The sequence below is a fragment of the Pseudomonas sp. LB3P58 genome (genome assembly GCF_054897895.1).
In genome coordinates, this window is record NZ_JBUBVE010000001.1 from 1199182 (window position 1) to 1216151 (window position 16970).

Annotated in this window: 18 protein-coding genes and 1 riboswitch; of the genes, 16 read left to right on the forward strand and 2 right to left on the reverse strand. The window is 61.2% G+C overall.

The window, feature by feature from the left end; genetic code table 11:
* The first annotated feature begins 41 nt into the window (after nt 1-41).
* The 6 genes from ACYZTZ_RS05610 to ACYZTZ_RS05635 all read left to right on the forward strand — a co-directional run bounded on the left by ACYZTZ_RS05610 (nt 42) and on the right by ACYZTZ_RS05635 (nt 5379).
* On the forward strand, nt 42-1100 hold the full coding sequence (locus ACYZTZ_RS05610; RefSeq protein ID WP_461997474.1) for a DUF2066 domain-containing protein: 1059 nt from the start codon (nt 42-44) through the stop codon (nt 1098-1100).
* Between the two features lie 39 nt (nt 1101-1139).
* Complete coding sequence (locus ACYZTZ_RS05615; RefSeq protein ID WP_461997475.1) at nt 1140-2213, forward strand: AI-2E family transporter; 1074 nt, start codon at nt 1140-1142, stop codon at nt 2211-2213.
* Between the two features lie 230 nt (nt 2214-2443).
* Nucleotides 2444-3148 (forward strand): DnaA regulatory inactivator Hda, encoded by a 705-nt coding sequence (gene hda / locus ACYZTZ_RS05620; protein ID WP_008148645.1) that lies wholly within the window; start codon nt 2444-2446, stop codon nt 3146-3148.
* Between the two features lie 213 nt (nt 3149-3361).
* Complete coding sequence (locus ACYZTZ_RS05625; RefSeq protein ID WP_056744023.1) at nt 3362-4009, forward strand: C40 family peptidase; 648 nt, start codon at nt 3362-3364, stop codon at nt 4007-4009.
* 165 nt (nt 4010-4174) lie between these two features.
* Nucleotides 4175-4711 (forward strand): C40 family peptidase, encoded by a 537-nt coding sequence (locus ACYZTZ_RS05630; protein ID WP_461997476.1) that lies wholly within the window; start codon nt 4175-4177, stop codon nt 4709-4711.
* A 14-nt stretch (nt 4712-4725) separates the two neighbouring features.
* Nucleotides 4726-5379 (forward strand): O-methyltransferase, encoded by a 654-nt coding sequence (locus ACYZTZ_RS05635; RefSeq protein WP_461997477.1) that lies wholly within the window; start codon nt 4726-4728, stop codon nt 5377-5379.
* A gap of 138 nt (nt 5380-5517) precedes the next feature.
* Here the strand turns inward: ACYZTZ_RS05635 and ACYZTZ_RS05640 are convergent, their stop codons facing one another.
* A complete protein-coding gene (locus ACYZTZ_RS05640) occupies nt 5518-6831 on the reverse strand; it encodes a PQQ-dependent sugar dehydrogenase (RefSeq protein WP_461997478.1) in 1314 nt (437 codons plus the stop codon).
* Nucleotides 6832-6899: 68 nt separating this feature from the next.
* Complete coding sequence (locus ACYZTZ_RS05645; RefSeq protein ID WP_461997479.1) at nt 6900-7484, reverse strand: hypothetical protein; 585 nt, start codon at nt 7482-7484, stop codon at nt 6900-6902.
* A gap of 154 nt (nt 7485-7638) precedes the next feature.
* A riboswitch (cobalamin riboswitch) is annotated at nt 7639-7873 on the forward strand.
* 81 nt (nt 7874-7954) lie between these two features.
* Between ACYZTZ_RS05645 and cobO the strand changes: the two genes are divergently transcribed.
* From cobO to ACYZTZ_RS05695, 10 genes are all read left to right on the forward strand, one after another.
* Nucleotides 7955-8566: a cob(I)yrinic acid a,c-diamide adenosyltransferase gene (gene cobO / locus ACYZTZ_RS05650; RefSeq protein ID WP_046048017.1), complete on the forward strand. Its 612-nt coding sequence runs from the start codon at nt 7955-7957 to the stop codon at nt 8564-8566.
* Nucleotides 8563-9963: a cobyrinate a,c-diamide synthase gene (locus ACYZTZ_RS05655; protein ID WP_461997480.1), complete on the forward strand. Its 1401-nt coding sequence runs from the start codon at nt 8563-8565 to the stop codon at nt 9961-9963. Before cobO ends, ACYZTZ_RS05655 begins: the two co-directional genes overlap by 4 nt.
* Nucleotides 9960-10610 (forward strand): 5,6-dimethylbenzimidazole synthase, encoded by a 651-nt coding sequence (bluB, locus tag ACYZTZ_RS05660; protein WP_461997481.1) that lies wholly within the window; start codon nt 9960-9962, stop codon nt 10608-10610. The genes ACYZTZ_RS05655 and bluB overlap by 4 nt, the downstream gene beginning before the upstream one ends.
* Nucleotides 10607-11515: an adenosylcobinamide-phosphate synthase CbiB gene (gene cbiB / locus ACYZTZ_RS05665; protein WP_461997482.1), complete on the forward strand. Its 909-nt coding sequence runs from the start codon at nt 10607-10609 to the stop codon at nt 11513-11515. The genes bluB and cbiB overlap by 4 nt, the downstream gene beginning before the upstream one ends.
* The gene (cobD, locus tag ACYZTZ_RS05670) at nt 11508-12500 is read left to right on the forward strand and encodes a threonine-phosphate decarboxylase CobD (RefSeq protein ID WP_461997483.1); all 993 of its coding nucleotides are present in this window, start codon (nt 11508-11510) and stop codon (nt 12498-12500) included. Before cbiB ends, cobD begins: the two co-directional genes overlap by 8 nt.
* Nucleotides 12497-13948 (forward strand): cobyric acid synthase, encoded by a 1452-nt coding sequence (locus ACYZTZ_RS05675; RefSeq protein WP_461997484.1) that lies wholly within the window; start codon nt 12497-12499, stop codon nt 13946-13948. The genes cobD and ACYZTZ_RS05675 overlap by 4 nt, the downstream gene beginning before the upstream one ends.
* 122 nt (nt 13949-14070) lie before the next feature.
* Nucleotides 14071-14592 (forward strand): bifunctional adenosylcobinamide kinase/adenosylcobinamide-phosphate guanylyltransferase, encoded by a 522-nt coding sequence (gene cobU, locus ACYZTZ_RS05680; protein ID WP_461997485.1) that lies wholly within the window; start codon nt 14071-14073, stop codon nt 14590-14592.
* Nucleotides 14589-15644 (forward strand): nicotinate-nucleotide--dimethylbenzimidazole phosphoribosyltransferase, encoded by a 1056-nt coding sequence (gene cobT / locus ACYZTZ_RS05685; protein WP_056744039.1) that lies wholly within the window; start codon nt 14589-14591, stop codon nt 15642-15644. Before cobU ends, cobT begins: the two co-directional genes overlap by 4 nt.
* Nucleotides 15641-16216 (forward strand): alpha-ribazole phosphatase family protein, encoded by a 576-nt coding sequence (gene cobC / locus ACYZTZ_RS05690; protein WP_461997486.1) that lies wholly within the window; start codon nt 15641-15643, stop codon nt 16214-16216. The genes cobT and cobC overlap by 4 nt, the downstream gene beginning before the upstream one ends.
* 2 nt (nt 16217-16218) lie before the next feature.
* Complete coding sequence (locus ACYZTZ_RS05695; protein ID WP_461997487.1) at nt 16219-16950, forward strand: adenosylcobinamide-GDP ribazoletransferase; 732 nt, start codon at nt 16219-16221, stop codon at nt 16948-16950.
* Nucleotides 16951-16970: the final 20 nt, after the last annotated feature.

Below are 16970 nucleotides of genomic sequence, written 5' to 3' on the forward strand. Positions count from 1 at the left end.
ACGCGGCCTGTTCCAGCCGCTCTTGTCGTCAGGAATCCTCCATGCGCTTTTTTTCTAGATTTTTGTTTGCGGGCTGTTTGTCATTGGTCAGCCTGGCGAGTCATGCCGAAACCGTCAAAAACCTGTATCAGGTGCGTCAGCCTGTCAGTGGTCAAACCCCTGAGGTGCGCGATCAAGCGACCCAGCAAGCGCTGGATACGCTGGTGTTGCGTCTGACCGGTGATCCCAAGGCTGCGCAAAGTCCGGGGTTGGCGGCATTGCGCAAGGACCCGCAGCAAATCATCAGTCAGTACGGCTTTGACGCTGGCCCGCCGGAAGTGCTGAAGGTCGATTTCGACCCGGCCACCACCGAGCAAGCGTTGCGCCGTGCCGGGCTGTCGTTGTGGGGGGCGAACCGGCCTTCGATCCTCGGCTGGTGGCTGAACGATTCCACCGAGGGTTCGAGCCTTGTCGGTGATGGCCAGGCCAGTGCTGCACCGCTGCGTCGAGCAGCGCAACACCGTGGTTTGCCGCTGCGTCTGCCGCTGGCAGATCTGAGTGAGCAGATTGTCGCCACGGCACCGAACCTGGAAGGTACGGACGCGACGCCACTGCGCGGGGTATCGGAGCGTTACAGCGCTGACGCCTTGCTCGCGGTGCATGCTCGTGAAGAGGGCGGCCAATGGCAGGCCAAGTGGCATTTGTGGCTGGGCGACAAGAAGGAGGCGGGCAGCGTAGAGGGTGCGGATCAGGCCGCGGTGGCCGATGCGGTGATGCTGGCGGTCAGTGAGCGGCTGGCGCCTCGCTTTGTCGTCAAACCGGGTGCTTCGGGCGAACAATTGCTCGAAGTCCAGGGCATGAATCTGGAGCACTACGCGGTGCTTGGGCGTTTGCTGGAGCCGTTTGGTGCGCGTCTGCAAAGTGTCGACGGCGACCGGATTCTCTACCGGGTCAATGGCAGCGCCGAACAGTTGAAGGCGCAATTGTCGCTGGCCAGGTTGCAGGAGGTTCCGGCCGGTGAAGCGCCGGCGCCAGTCGCACCGGCTCAGCCGGCCGAGGGTTCGGCACCGCTAGTAGCGCCGACTCCGGCACCTGTGCCGCAGTTGCGATTCCGTTGGTAACGGTTTTCTTTCTTTATATAGATGCATATGGAGTTGTACATGGCCGATACGCGGCGTTGGTTCTGGTTGGGTGGGGTGGTTCTGCTCTGCGTGTTTGTCTGGCTGTTGCATCCGATCCTGACGCCGTTTCTGGTGGCGCTGCTGTTGGCTTATCTGTTCGATCCATTGGTGGATCGGCTGGAAAAGGCCGGTCTGTCTCGGACTTGGGGCGTGGTGGCGGTGTTTGCGCTGTTTACCTTGATCTTCACGACACTGCTGTTGGTGTTGGTGCCGATGCTCGCCAAGCAGTTGTTTCGTTTGTACGAACTGATGCCGCAGATGCTCGACTGGTTGCAGCACACCGCACTGCCGTGGGCGCAATCGAAATTCGGACTCTCGGATAATTTCTGGAAATTCGACAAGCTCAAGGCAGCAATCAGCGAGCACATGGGTCAGACCTCTGACATTGTCGGTGTTGTGCTGAGTCAGGCAACGGCTTCCGGGCTGGCGCTGATTGGTTGGCTGGCGAATCTGGTGCTGATCCCTGTGGTGAGTTTCTACCTGCTGCGAGACTGGGACCTGATGATGGCCAAGATCCGCGGTCTGCTGCCCCGTGATCGCGAAGAGCGCGTTGTAATCCTGGCGGGTGAATGCCATGAAGTGCTGGGTGCATTCGTGCGCGGGCAGTTGCTGGTGATGGTGGCGTTGGGTGTGATCTACGCGGCCGGCCTGATGTTGGTAGGGTTGGAGCTGGGGCTGTTGATCGGGTTGATTGCCGGTCTGGCGGCAATCGTGCCGTATATGGGGTTCGTTATCGGGATCGGTGCGGCTTTGATTGCCGGGTTGTTCCAGTTCGGTGGCGATCTGTATCCCATGATCGGGATCGTCGCGGTGTTCATGGTAGGGCAGGCGCTGGAAGGCATGGTGCTGACGCCATTGCTGGTGGGGGACCGGATCGGTCTGCACCCGGTGGCGGTGATCTTCGCGATTCTGGCGGGGGGCGAGCTGTTCGGATTTACCGGCGTGCTGCTGGCACTGCCGGTGGCGGCGGTGATCATGGTGCTGGTGCGCCATGTGCATGATTTGTATAAAGATTCGGATATGTACAGCGGTGTTGATGAGCCCGAGATTTAAGAGGGCCTGATCAAGCATCGCGGGCAGCCTGGTTCATTGCCAGGTTGACCCGAATCCCTCGCGCGGCTGTCACATGCGCCGCCAAAGAAACTGGCATAAAACCAGTGTGTTAACGCAAACCTTTGATTTTGCTTGTGGTCTGTCGCATTGTGCGACCCGCCTCACGGGTATAAACTTCGCAAACTTTACACAGAGGCCACTAACGGTTCCTTTGGAACTGTTCAGTCAGCATGAAACCGATTCAGCTGCCCCTAGGTGTGCGTCTGCGTGATGACGCTACCTTTATCAATTACTATCCAGGCGCCAATGCCGCTGCACTCGGCTATGTCGAGCGGCTATGCGAAGCCGACGCCGGCTGGACCGAAAGCCTGATTTATCTCTGGGGCAAGGACGGGGTAGGGCGTACGCACTTGTTGCAAGCGGCCTGCCTGCGCTTTGAACAGTTGGGGGAGCCGGCGGTGTATTTGCCGTTGGCCGAACTGCTTGATCGCGGCATCGCCATCCTCGACAACCTTGAACAGTACGAACTGGTCTGCCTGGATGATTTGCAGGCGGTGGCCGGTCGGGCGGATTGGGAAGAGGCGCTGTTCCATCTGTTCAACCGTCTGCGTGACAGCGGTCGACGCCTGTTGATCGCCGCGTCGACATCCCCGCGTGAACTGCCGGTGAAGCTGGCGGACCTCAAATCCCGTCTGACGTTGGCGCTGATCTTTCAGATGCGTCCGCTCTCCGACGAAGACAAATTGCGTGCCTTGCAACTGCGCGCCTCTCGTCGCGGTCTGCACCTGACCGATGAAGTCGGGCATTTTATTTTGACCCGCGGTACGCGCAGCATGAGTGCGCTTTTCGAGCTGCTTGAGCGCCTCGATCAGGCCTCCCTCCAAGCTCAGCGCAAGCTGACGATTCCCTTCTTGAAAGAAACCCTGGGCTGGTAAAGCCAAGGCCTGTAGGGGTTTCGGCAAATTTCAGGCGCCAAGAAATCCGCTTTCCTACAGGGTCGTAGGCCGCGCGAACGTCTAAAACGGGCTTAAGCGCTTAGATGTAAACGAGAAACCGAGAAGTCACATAAAGATCGATTGAATTTGCAAATGAGGTTGATAGTAGGCATAGTCTCGGCTTCTTTAGAACTATCAGCCACGGTCGTGCCCATGCTAAATCGCTTTGCACCCCTCGTGCCCCTCGCACTCGTCACCCTGTTGTTCGGTTGCGCTGCTCACTCTCCAGTGTCCCAGCAAGAGCAACAACAGCAGGTTAAAAATTCTGCTACCGCCCAATCTTCCGCTTATCAGCAAGCTCTTTTCCAGGAAGAGGCGGCCACCGAAAAAGAACTGGCAGACTTCGCCGGCGGCAAGTCGTACCAGCTTCCGGTTCTGGCTGACAGCATCCTCGAACGCGGCATGTCCCTGATCGGTACCCGTTACCGTTTCGGCGGCACCTCCGAAGCTGGCTTTGATTGCAGCGGCTTCATCGGTTACCTGTTTCGTGAAGAAGCCGGCCTGAACCTGCCACGCTCCACTCGCGAAATGATCAACGTCGACGCTCCGCTGGTTTCTCGCAGCAAACTGGAGCCGGGCGACTTGCTGTTTTTCGCCACCAATGGCCGTCGCGGCCGCGTCAGTCACGCCGGGATCTACCTGGGTGACAACCAGTTCATCCATTCCAGTAGCCGCAAAAGCGGTGGTGTCCGGATCGATAACCTGGGCGACAGCTACTGGAGCAAAACCTTCATCGAAGCCAAGCGCGCACTGGCGATGGCGCCGACTGCGTCCCCGGCGATCGTCACGGCTCGCAAGTAAGCGGACTTTTTGTAAGGTGAACTTAAAGTCTTACTTGAAGTTTGCCACGTAGCAGCTAGAATCCTGATCTATTATTGATGGCAAACCGCCTGCGTCCTGCGCAGGCGGTTTTCTTTTCTGCGCCCCCTGCAGAAAAAGCCGCAGCCAGATCAGGATGCTCTGCATATGTCGACGTCGGCCCGCCTCGCAATCATGTTCTTCGCAGCGCTGCTCAGCGCCTGCGCCAGCCGTACACCGCCACCTGCGCCGGTGGTTCGCGCTCCCATCGTTTTCGGTTCCTCCCAATCATTCTCCCCTGAGGCAGAAGACGTCTTGTTCCGCGCGCTCGGCCTGGTAGGTACGCCGTATCGTTGGGGCGGCAACACGCCGGATTCGGGTTTCGATTGCAGCGGGCTGATCGGTTACGTCTACCGTGACGTCGCCGGCATTTCCCTGCCGCGTACCACCCGCGAGTTGATCAGCATGCAAGCGGCTAGCGTGGGCAAGGAAGGGCTGCAAACCGGTGACTTGATCTTCTTCGCCACCAATGGCGGTTCTCAGGTCAGCCACGCCGGGATCTACGTCGGCGAAGGTCGCTTCGTCCATGCGCCCGCCACCGGCGGCACGGTGAAGCTCGACAGCTTGTCCAAAGCTTACTGGCAGAAAGCCTATCTGAGCGCCAAGCGCGTGTTGCAGCCTGAGCACTTGGCGCATAACCCATAGTTCGCGAGGTTGTCATGACCGCCCGCACACTTAATCTCGACGATTCCCTGTATCAATACCTGCTCGACGTTTCCCTGCGCGAAACGCCGTTGCTCAAGCGTTTGCGTGACGAAACCCAAGCGCTGCCCATGGCTCGCTGGCAGGTGGCACCCGAGCAAGGTCAGTTCCTCGCGCTATTGGTGAAACTCACCGGCGCCAAGCGTCTGCTGGAAGTGGGCACCTTTACCGGTTACAGCGCCTTGTGCATGGCGGCTGCATTGCCGGATGACGGTTCGCTGATCTGCTGTGACATACCTGGCGACTACAACGCCACTGCGCGGCGTTACTGGCAGGAAGCGGGGCTTGCCGAGCGGATTGATCTGCGTCTGGCGCCCGCGCTGGAAACCCTGGCTCAGCTGGATCAGCAAGCGCCATTCGACCTGATCTTCATCGATGCCGACAAAGCCAACTACCCACGCTATCTGGAGCACGCATTGCGTTTGTTGCGCGTTGGCGGTCTGGCGGTGTTTGATAACACGCTGTGGAGCGGACGGGTGCTTGAGAACAATCCCGAGAGCGAAGACACCCGAGCCATCCAGACGCTCAATCGTGCCTTGAAGGATGACTCGCGTGTGGATCTGTCGTTGTTGCCTTTAGGTGATGGGCTCACGCTCTGTCGTAAGCGCTAAACGCGGTCCTTGTGGGAGCGACGGTGCGACGATTCGACCTGCTCGCGAATAGCGGTGGGTCAGGCAAATTCAATGTCGAATGTGCCGGCCTCATCGCGAGCAGGCTCGCTCCCACATGGGTTATGTGTTGTTCGAAATTTATTTAACCGCCGACACGCGCCACACCTTGTTGCCCACGTCATCCGCCACCAACAAATCACCCTGCCGATCAATCACCACACCCACCGGCCGGCCCATGGCTTTTTCCTCGTTGTTGAGGAAACCGGTGAGCACATCAATCGGCTGCCCGGTCGGTTTTCCTGCGCTGAACGGTACAAAAATCACTTTGTAGCCACTGTGCGGTTTACGGTTCCATGAGCCGTGCTGGCCGATGAATGCGCCTTCCTTGAATTGCGCCGGCAGTCTGTTGCCTTCAGCAAACGTCAGGCCCAACGAGGCGGTATGCGGGCCGACCGCGTAATCCGGCGCAATGGCTTTGGCCACCAGGTCGGGGTTTTGCGGCTCGACGCGGATGTCGACGTGCTGACCGTAATAACTGTAAGGCCAGCCGTAGAACCCGCCGTCCTTCACTGACGTGATGTAATCCGGCACCAGGTCGCTGCCGATTTCATCGCGTTCGTTAACCGCCGTCCACAGTGCGCCGCTCCGGGGTTCCCAGGCCAGGCCGTTTGGATTACGAATCCCCGAGGCGAAGATTCGATGATTTCCGGTGGCACGATCCACTTCCCAGATCGCCGCGCGACCTTCTTCCTTGTCCATGCCGTTTTCCGCAACGTTGCTGTTGGAGCCCACGGTGACGTATAGCTTGCTACCGTCCTTGCTGGCGATGACGTTTTTGGTCCAGTGGTGATTCAGCGTACCGCCCGGCAGGTCGATCACCTTCATCGGCTGCGACTTGATCGCCGTCTCGCCGTTTTCATAGTGAAAGCGCAGCAGGCGGTCCGTGTCGGCGACGTACAGGTCATTGCCGACCAAGGTCATACCGAAGGGCGAGTTGAGGTTTTCCAGAAACACCGTGCGGGTTTCGGCGATGCCGTCGTGGTCCTTGTCCCGCAGCAGCGTGATGCGGTTCGGGCTCGGTACTTTGGCGCCGGCACGGCCCATGACTTTGCCCATCACCCAACCACGAATGCCTTTGCCGTCATCGGGTTTGGGTGGTGCGTTGGTTTCGGCGACCAGCACGTCGCCGTTGGGCAACACATAGAGCCAGCGCGGGTGATCGAGACCTTCAGCAAAAGCCGCCACCTGAGTCCCTGTCGCGGCGATGGGTTTCGTGCCGTCCGGCCAGCCGATCGCCGGGGCGATGTTCACCGTCGGGATCAGGGTTTTATTCGGTTCTGGCAGCTTGGGTGACGGGCCGTAGCCGTCGGTGACTTGCAGCCTGGCGGTTTCACCACAGGCCGCAAGCCCTCCGGCGAGCACGATGACGAGAGCGAGCGGGGGCTTGCGCATGCTGATCTTCCCTATGAATGCATTGACCTAATCAATAGAGAAGCGCGGGTGCGCGATGGTTCAACCGGTCAGCCGCGGGCTTCCTTGAACAGCACGGCAATGCCGGGGTGATAGTTGCCGGCTTCGTTGCGCAACTTGCGATAGGCATAGGGGAAATACCAGGCCACCGCGCAGGTGTGTTCCTTTTGCAGGTCGTCGAGCATGTCCTGGAGTTCTTCCGGGGTGGCGCTTTGTTGGGCTTTTTGCGGGGCGACGAACAGGCAGCCGAGTTTCAGGTCGCTGGCGTAGCTGATGCGCTTGGCGTCGCTGGTGATGTCCTGCAATGATTGCGTCAGGTTCAGGCTGTTGACGCGGGGCCAGCGCTGGGTCGCCTGAAGGTAAGCGCGTTCTTCGCTGGTCGCGATAAACAGATCGGCGCGGCCATTGCGTTCGCCTTCTTCGGTCTGTTTACGGGTCGGTGTTTGTTGCAGCGTGACCATTTCCGCCATCCAGGCCGCGGCGGACAGCAGGCTCAGGTTGGCTTTTTCGTCGAACCAGTAAGGCGTGTCGTTATCGCCGCGCACGGCGTTGTAGCGGTCGATACAGTCAAACCAGCGTTCCAGCACCGGGCGCAGGAATTCCAGCTTCGGATTGCTGATGATCATGCCTTGCATGTGGCTCACCCTTGTTATTGTGTTGTGAGGTTGTGGCTCTTTGATATCACTGCTGAGAGTGTGGCACAAGATTGGCGTCAGATAATTGATCGACGGCAGTTAATCGCTCGCAGGTCGCCCGTCTTCAATTGACGCTCCATCCCCAACCCTCTAACCTTCGCGGCTTGTTTCAGGTGCTCTGTGACCTTGGTCGACAGAGTGAAACAGGGAAGCCGGTGAGTGACTCTCTTCAAGCGACGAAGAGCCATGATCCCGGCGCTGCCCCCGCAACGGTAAATGAGTGAAGACTGCGCCTTGAGCCACTGTGTCGACTGTCGACATGGGAAGGCGCGCAGTCAGGCAAAATGCCGCTCATGAGCCCGGAGACCGGCCTGATCCATCCAGCGGCATCACGGTGGGCGATGCCAGGCTTCTTGCCGTCTATTCTTGTGCCTGCCCGCCGTTATCCAGCCTCAACGGAGAGCTCCCCCATGACTGATACCCCCGATCGTGACGAACGTCATCTGGCGCGCATGCTGCGCAAAAAAGCCGTGATCGACGAACGCATCGCCAATTCCCCGAATGAATGTGGCCTGCTGCTGGTGCTGACCGGCAACGGCAAAGGCAAAAGCAGCTCGGCTTTCGGCATGCTCGCCCGGTCCATGGGCCACGGCATGCAGTGTGGCGTGGTGCAGTTCATTAAAGGGCGCAGCAGCACCGGCGAAGAACTGTTCTTCCGGCGCTTCCCGGAACAGGTGCGTTTTCATGTGATGGGCGAGGGCTTCACCTGGGAAACCCAGGATCGCCAGCGTGACATCGCCGCCGCTGAAGCCGCATGGGCGGTGTCCCGAGAATTGCTGCGTGATCCGTCGATCGGCCTGGTGGTGCTGGATGAATTGAACATTGCGCTCAAGCACGGTTATCTGGATCTCGATCAAGTGCTCAGCGACTTGCAGGCCCGTCCGCCGATGCAGCACGTGGTGGTCACCGGTCGCGGCGCCAAGCCGGAGATGATTGAACTGGCTGACACCGTCACCGAAATGGGCGTGATCAAGCACGCGTTCCAGGCCGGGATCAAAGCGCAAAAAGGCGTCGAATTGTGAGTCAACCACGTCATTGCCCGGCGGTATTGATTGCCGCGCCGGCCTCCGGTCAGGGCAAGACCACCGTCACCGCTGCGCTGGCCCGTTTGCATCGCAATCAGGGGCGCAAGGTACGCGTGTTCAAATGCGGCCCGGACTTCCTCGATCCGATGATTCTCGAGCGCGCCAGCGGTGCGCCGGTGTATCAACTGGACATGTGGATGGTCGGCGAGCAGGAAAGTCGTCGACTGTTGTGGGAAGCCGCCGGCGAAGCCGATCTGATCCTCATCGAAGGCGTCATGGGGTTGTTCGACGGTACGCCATCCAGTGCTGATCTGGCGCGACACTTCGGTGTGCCGGTGCTCGGCGTGATCGACGGTACCGCCATGGCGCAGACCTTTGGCGCACTGGCCCTGGGGCTAGCGCGTTATCAGCCGGACTTGCCGTTTGCCGGTGTGCTGGCCAACCGCGTCGGCACCCTGCGTCACGCGCAATTACTGGAAGGCAGCCTCACTGAAGGTTTGCGCTGGTACGGTGCCTTGTCCCGGGAAACCGGGATCGAATTGCCGAGTCGGCATCTCGGTCTGGTTCAGGCCAGTGAGTTGAACGATCTCGACCTGCGCCTCGATGCGGCGGCCGATGCGCTGGCCAGCAGCTGCGAAGTCGCGCTGCCACCGGCGGTGGAATTCGCCGCGCCTGATGTGATCGCTGCAGAACCGTTGCTGGCCGGCGTGCGTATCGCTGTGGCCCGTGACGAAGCGTTTGCCTTCACCTACGGCGCGAGCCTGGATTTGCTGCGGGCCATGGGCGCCGAGTTGCTGTTTTTCTCGCCGATCCGTGACACGCAATTGCCGGAGGCAGACAGCCTCTATCTGCCGGGCGGTTATCCCGAATTGCACCATGTGGCGCTGTCACAGAACACCACGATGCTGGACGCAATCCGCGCTCACCATGCGGCGGGGAAACCGTTGTTGGCCGAGTGCGGCGGCATGCTGTATCTGCTCGATTCGTTGACCGATGTCGAGGGCACTCGCGCTGAACTGGTCGGCTTGCTGGCCGGTGATGCGGTGATGCAAAAGCGTCTGGCTGCGTTGGCGTTGCAGGCGGTCGAGTTGCCAGAAGGTTCGTTGCGCGGGCACACCTATCACCATTCGCTGACCAGTACCGAGCTTGAGCCGATTGCTCGTGGATTGAGCCCGAACGGTGGGCGAGGGGCGGAGGCGGTTTATCGTGAGGGGCGGATGACCGCCTCTTATGTGCACTTTTATTTCCCGTCCAATCCCGCCGCTGTAGCCGCATTATTTGCGCCTGACCTTGAGGCCGCCATCGCGAGCAGGCTCACTCCCACAGGGGGCTGCGTTTCTTCAGGCAGCACACCTTCCAATGTGGGAGCGAGCCTGCTCGCGAAGAGGCCATGACTGACAACGCATTTTCCGACGCTGAGCGCGCGGCGGTCTACCGAGCCATCGGCGAACGCCGCGACATGCGTCATTTCAGTGGCGGCACGGTCGAGCCCGAGTTGCTGCAGCGCCTGCTCGAAGCCGCGCATCAGGCACCGAGTGTCGGCCTGATGCAGCCTTGGCGGTTCATCCGCATCAGCGATCGAGCCCTGCGCGGCAAGATCCAGTTGTTGGTTGAAGAAGAACGCATCCGCACCGCCGAAGCCCTCGGCGAGCGCACCGACGAATTCATGAAGCTGAAAGTCGAAGGCATCAACGACTGCGCCGAGGTGCTGGTCGCCGCGCTGATGGACGATCGAGAGCGTCATATCTTCGGCCGCCGCACTTTGCCGGAAATGGACATGGCGTCATTGTCCTGCGCGATCCAGAACCTCTGGCTGGCCTCCCGCGCTGAAGGATTGGGCATGGGCTGGGTCTCGCTGTTCGAGCCGCAAGCGCTGGCGGACCTGTTGGGTTTGCCGGCCGGAGCCAAGCCGTTGGCCGTTCTTTGTCTCGGCCCGGTCAAGGAATTCTATCCGGCGCCGATGCTGGTACTCGAAGGCTGGGCGCAGGTGCGTCCGCTCAGTGAGTTGCTGTATGAAAATTATTGGGGAGTGAGTCAATGAGTGTGGCGTTGTTGAGTGTCGCCGCGGTTGCGCTGGATGCGCTGCTGGGTGAACCCAAACGCTGGCATCCGCTGGTGGCGTTCGGCCGTTTAGCCGAGCGCATCGAGCAACGTTTCAATGGCGGCGGCCGCGGCTGGCGCAGCCATGGCGTGACTGCCTGGGTGATCGCGGTGTTGCCGCTGACCCTGCTGGCCACGGCGTTTTCCTGGGCGCCCTATGTCGGCTGGATCGTCGAGATTCTGGTGCTTTATTGTGCCCTCGGCATGCGCAGCCTTGGAGAACACGTCGAGCCGGTAGCCAAGGCGCTGCGCAGTGATGATCTGGACGAGGCGCGCAAACGTGTCAGTTATCTGGTCAGCCGCCAGACCAGCGAACTGGACAAAACCGAAGTCGCCCGCGCCGCTACAGAATCGGTGCTGGAGAACGGCAGCGACGCGGTGTTCGCTGCGCTGTTCTGGTTTGCTGTGGCCGGCGCGCCTGGCGTGGTGCTCTACCGTTTGAGCAACACGCTGGATGCGATGTGGGGTTACCGCAACGAACGTTTCGAACGTTTCGGCTGGGCAGCGGCAAAGATCGACGACGTCCTCAACTATATTCCTGCACGCTTGGTGGCGCTGACCTACGCACTGCTGGGCAAAACCCGACTGGCTCTGAAATGCTGGCGTACCCAGGGCCCGACCTGGGACAGTCCGAATGCCGGACCAGTGATGGCGGCCGGTGCCGGAGCGCTCGGTGTCGAGTTGGGCGGGGCGGCGATTTATCACGGTGAACTGCATCAGCGTCCGCCACTGGGCGAAGGCGTGCCGGCGGACGCCGACTCCATCGACCGCGGCTGGCAATTGGTCCAGCGCGGGGTATGGTTATGGTTGCTGATCCTCTGCGTGGGGGCTGAATTCTATGCTTGAGCACGGTGGTCGGTTACGCAAGGCGGCGCTCGATTACGGCATCGCCGAAGCCGATTGGCTCGACCTGTCCAGCGGCCTCGCGCCCTGGCCGTTTCCGATCCCGGAGATTCCGTTGCGGGCCTGGGCGCGGTTGCCGGAAACCGATGACGGTCTGGAGCAGGCGGCCTGTGAATATTACGGCGCCGCACAGGTGCTGCCGGTAGCCGGCTCGCAAATGGCGATCCAGTTGCTGCCGCGTTTGCGCCGGGCCGGCAAGGTCGGGGTGCTCTCGCCGTGTTACGCCGAACACGCCGAAGCGTGGCGCCGTAACGGCTACATCGTGCGTGAAGTGCTGGAGCAGGAAGTCGACTTCTTTCTCGACAGCCTCGACGTGCTGGTGGTGGTCAACCCGAACAACCCAACCGGCCTGAGCCTGACACCGAGTCGGCTGCTCGACTGGCACTCGCGGCTGGCCCAGCGCGGTGGCTGGCTGGTGGTGGACGAGGCGTTCATGGACAACACACCGCAGCTGAGCCTGGCACCTTTTGCCAATCAGGTCGGGTTGATCGTGCTGCGTTCCTTCGGCAAGTTTTTCGGCCTGGCCGGTGTGCGTCTGGGTTTCGTCCTGGCTGAGCGCAAGTTGCTCAAGTTGCTGGCCGAGCAAGTGGGGCCGTGGGCGGTCAGCGGGCCGACGCGGGTGCTGGGGCAGGCCTGTCTGCTGGATACCGAAGGGCATGTCCGGCAACGGGTTCGCGCTGATGAAGCCAGCGAGCGTCTGGCGCTGCTGCTTGAACACCACGGTTTCAAACCCCAGGGTGGCTGCGCCTTGTTTCAATGGCTGATCACCGACCGTGCCGAAGACCTGCATGAGTTCATGGCCCGGCGCGGCATTCTGCTGCGGTTGTTCACCCACAACAGCAGCGTGCGTTTCGGCTTGCCCGCCGATGAAACCGAGTGGACACGTCTCGCGCAAGCGTTCGCAGCCTACGCCAAGGAAACCCAATGACTACGTTGATGGTGCAGGGCACCACTTCCGACGCCGGTAAAAGTACGCTGGTGACGGCGTTGTGCCGCTGGGTCACGCGTCAGGGCGTCAGCGTCGTGCCGTTCAAACCACAGAACATGGCGCTTAACAGTGCCGTGACCGCCGACGGTGGCGAGATCGGTCGTGCGCAAGCGGTGCAGGCTCAGGCCGCCAACCTTGAGCCGCACACCGACATGAACCCGGTGCTGCTCAAACCCAACAGCGACACCGGCGCTCAAGTGATCATCCATGGTCGCGCGGTCACGACGATGAACGCGGTCGCGTATCACGACTACAAAGCTATCGCCATGCAAGCAGTGCTGGCCTCTCATGAACGGCTGAGCGCGGCGTATCCCGTGGTCATGGTCGAAGGCGCGGGATCGCCGGCCGAGATCAATCTGCGTGCCGGCGACATTGCCAACATGGGCTTTGCCGAGGCGGTGGATTGTCCGGTCGTGTTGATCGCCGACATCAATCGCGGCGGGGTTTTCGCGCATCTGGTGGGCACGCTTGAACTGCTGTCGCCCAGCGAACAGGCGAGAGTCAAAGGCTTCATCATCAACCGGTTTCGCGGCGATATCGCTTTGCTGCAACCGGGGCTCGACTGGCTGGAAGCGCGCACCGGCAAACCGGTGATCGGCGTTCTGCCTTACGTGATGGACCTGCACCTGGAAGCCGAGGACGGCATCGATCAGCGTCAGACTGACAAGGCCGACCAGGTCCTGAAAGTAGTGGTGCCTGTACTGCCGCGAATCAGCAACCACACCGATTTCGATCCGCTGCGCCTGCATCCGCAGGTGGATCTGCAATTCATCGGCCCCGGTCAGGCGATTCCACCGGCGGACCTGATTATTCTCCCCGGCTCGAAAAGCGTGCGCAGCGACCTCGCGTACCTGCGGGCCAGTGGCTGGGACACCGCGATCAGTCGTCATCTGCGTTATGGCGGCAAAGTGCTGGGCATTTGCGGCGGTCTGCAAATGCTCGGCAACCAGGTCCACGACCCGCTGGGCCTCGAAGGCGCGCCGGGTTCCAGCGCCGGTTTGGGCTTGTTGGCGTTCGAAACCCAGCTCGAAGAAGAGAAGCAATTGCGCAATGTGCGCGGGCGTCTGGCGCTCGAAGACGCGCCGGTCAGCGGCTATGAAATTCATGCCGGCGTGACCACCGGTCCGGCGCTGGAAAACGCCGCAGTGCAGCTGGACGACGGTCGCTGCGACGGTGCGCAAAGCGTGGACGGGCAGATTTTCGGCACCTATCTGCATGGCCTGTTTGAATCGCCCGCGGCGTGCAGTGCGCTGTTGCGCTGGGCAGGTTTGCAGGCGGTGCAGGACGTGGATTATCACGCGTTGCGTGAGCGCGATATCGAGCGGCTGGCGGATCTGGTGGAGAAGCATCTGGATACCCGACTGTTGCGTGAACTCTGCGGGATTTGAGGTGACTGTTCCGGCCTCTTCGCGAGCAAGCTCGCTCCCACAGGTGATCGCATTCCAATGTGGGAGCGAGCTTGCTCGCGATGAGGCCCGTCGCCACACCGCCAATTCGAAAGGATGTAACCATGCTGCAACTGATCCTCGGCGGCGCCCGCTCCGGCAAAAGTCGCCTGGCTGAAAAACTCGCCTCCGACAGCGGTCTGGCGGTGACGTACATCGCCACCAGCCAACCCCTCGACGGTGAAATGAACGAGCGGGTGGCCCATCACCGCGCCCGTCGTCCGGCCGAATGGGCGTTGATCGAAGAGCCGGTGGAACTCGCCCGCATCCTGCGCGAAACCGCCAGTGCCGAACGTTGCCTGCTGGTGGATTGCCTGACGTTGTGGATGACCAATCTGCTGATGCTCGACGACACCGAGCGCCTGTCAGCCGAGCGTGATGCATTGCTGGACTGCCTGGCGTCGTTGCCGGGTGAAATCATTTTTGTCAGCAACGAGACCGGAATGGGTGTCGTGCCGCTGGGCGAATTGACTCGCCGCTATGTCGATGAAGCCGGTTGGCTGCATCAAGCCTTGGCCGAGCGCTGTCAGCGAGTCGTCCTGACCGTCGCCGGCCTGCCCCTGACTTTGAAAGGAACTGCGTTATGACTCAATCCTGGTGGCTGAACCCCTGCAAGCCGATCGATGCTCAAGCGGTCGAGCAGGCGCAGGCCCGTCAACAGCAACTGACCAAACCGGCCGGCTCCCTCGGTCGACTTGAGTCGGTGGCCGTGCAATTGGCCGGGCTGCAGGGCCAGGTCAAGCCGAGTCTGGATCAGCTGTGGATCGCGATTTTTGCCGGTGACCATGGCGTGGTCGCTGAAGGGGTGTCGGCATTTCCCCAGGAAGTCACCGGGCAGATGCTGCATAACTTCGTCAGCGGTGGGGCGGCGATCAGCGTGCTGGCGCGGCAACTCGGGGCATCCCTGGAAGTCGTCGACCTCGGCACGGTGACGCCGTCGTTGAATTTACCGGGTGTGCGTCACATGAACATCGGCCCGGGCACGGCGAATTTCGTCGAAGGTTCGGCGATGACGCCGGCTCAAGGCGAACTCGCTTTGCAGGCCGGTCGCGACAGCGTGCAGCGCGCCATCGCGGCGGGTGCGCAGTTGTTTATCGGTGGCGAGATGGGCATCGGTAATACCACTGCGGCCAGTGCGTTGGCCTGTGCCTTGCTCGATTGCCCGGTGGTGCAACTGGCGGGGCCGGGCACGGGTTTGAATGCGGCGGGTGTCAGCCATAAAGCTCAGGTTATCGAGCGCGCTTTGGCATTGCACAGTGCTCAACGTGGCGATGCGCTGCAAACCCTGTTCAACCTCGGAGGTTTTGAAATCGCGGCACTGGTAGGCGCGTATCTGGCGTGTGCCCAGGAAGGCGTCGCGGTGCTGGTGGACGGTTTCATTTGCAGTGTCGCGGCGTTGGTGGCGGTGCGCTTGAACCCTGAATGCCGTCAGTGGCTGTTGTTCGGTCATCGCGGCGCCGAGCCGGGTCATCGTCATGTACTGGAAACCCTGAACGCCGAACCGCTGCTGGACCTCGGCCTGCGTCTGGGCGAGGGCAGTGGCGCCGCATTGGCCGTGCCGCTGCTGCGTCTGGCGTGCGACCTTCACGGGCAGATGGCGACTTTCGCCGAGGCCGCCGTGGCGGATCGTCCGGCATGACCTTGCGCCTGGACCTGTTGCGCCACGGCGAAACCGAACTCGGTGGCGGCTTGCGCGGCAGCCTCGACGATGCGCTGACCGACAAGGGCTGGGCGCAGATGCGCGCGGCGGTAATCGAGCAGGGGCCTTGGGATCGTTTGGTCAGTTCGCCGTTGCAGCGGTGTGCGCGGTTCGCCGAAGAACTCGGCGCACAACTGGGTTTGCCGGTGCAGTTGGATAAAGACCTCCAGGAGCTGCACTTTGGCGCCTGGGAAGGGCAGAGTGCAGCAGCGCTGATGGAAACCGATGCCGAGGCGTTGGGATTGTTCTGGGCCGACCCTTACTCGTTTACGCCGCCTCAGGGTGAGCCGGTGGTGGATTTTTCGACGCGGGTGTTGGCGGCCGTTGAGCGCTTGCAAGCCGCGTACGCTGGCGAGCGGGTGTTGCTGATCAGTCACGGCGGGGTCATGCGTTTGTTGCTGGCTCAGGCGCGGGGATTGCCTCGTGAGCAGTTGCTCAACGTCGAAGTCGGGCATGGCGCGTTGTTTTCGCTGACGGTCGAATCCGGTGTGTTGTTAAAGGAAGCGCTCTGACCATGTTGCCTTTCTGGATCGCCCTGCAATTTTTGAGCAGCCTGCCGATTCGTCTGCCGGGCATGCCGGCGCCACAGGAGTTGGGGCGGTCGCTGCTGTTTTATCCGCTGGTCGGCCTGCTGTTCGGCGGGATTTTATGGGCGTTCAACTGGCTGTTACTCGGCACGCCGTTGTTGCTTCACGCAGCGCTGTTACTGACGGTTTGGGTATTGCTCAGCGGCGCGTTGCACCTGGACGGCCTGGCCGACAGCGCCGATGCGTGGCTCGGTGGGTTCGGCGATCGCGAGCGCACGTTGACGATCATGAAGGACCCGCGTAGCGGGCCGATTGCGGTCGTGACGCTGGTGCTGATGTTGCTGCTCAAATTCGCCGCGTTGCTGGCATTGATCGAGCAGCAACACGCCGTAGTGCTGATCATTGTTCCGTTGATCGGGCGCAGCGCGATGCTGGGCTTGTTCCTGACCACGCCTTATGTGCGTGCCGGTGGCTTGGGGCAAGCGCTGGCCGATCATCTGCCGCGTTTGGCGGGTAAACAGGTGTTGGCGGTGAGTGCGTTGGCGTGTGTTTTGATTGCCGGTCTCAGCGGTGTGTTGGCAGTTGTGCTGGCGGCGCTGGTGTTTGTCTGGCTGCGGCAAGTGATGCTGCGCCGATTGGGCGGCACGACGGGCGATACGGCGGGGGCGTTGCTGGAAATCCTTGAGGTCGCGGTGCTGGTGGGATTGGCTATCTGCTGAACTTCCCACATCATGTAACT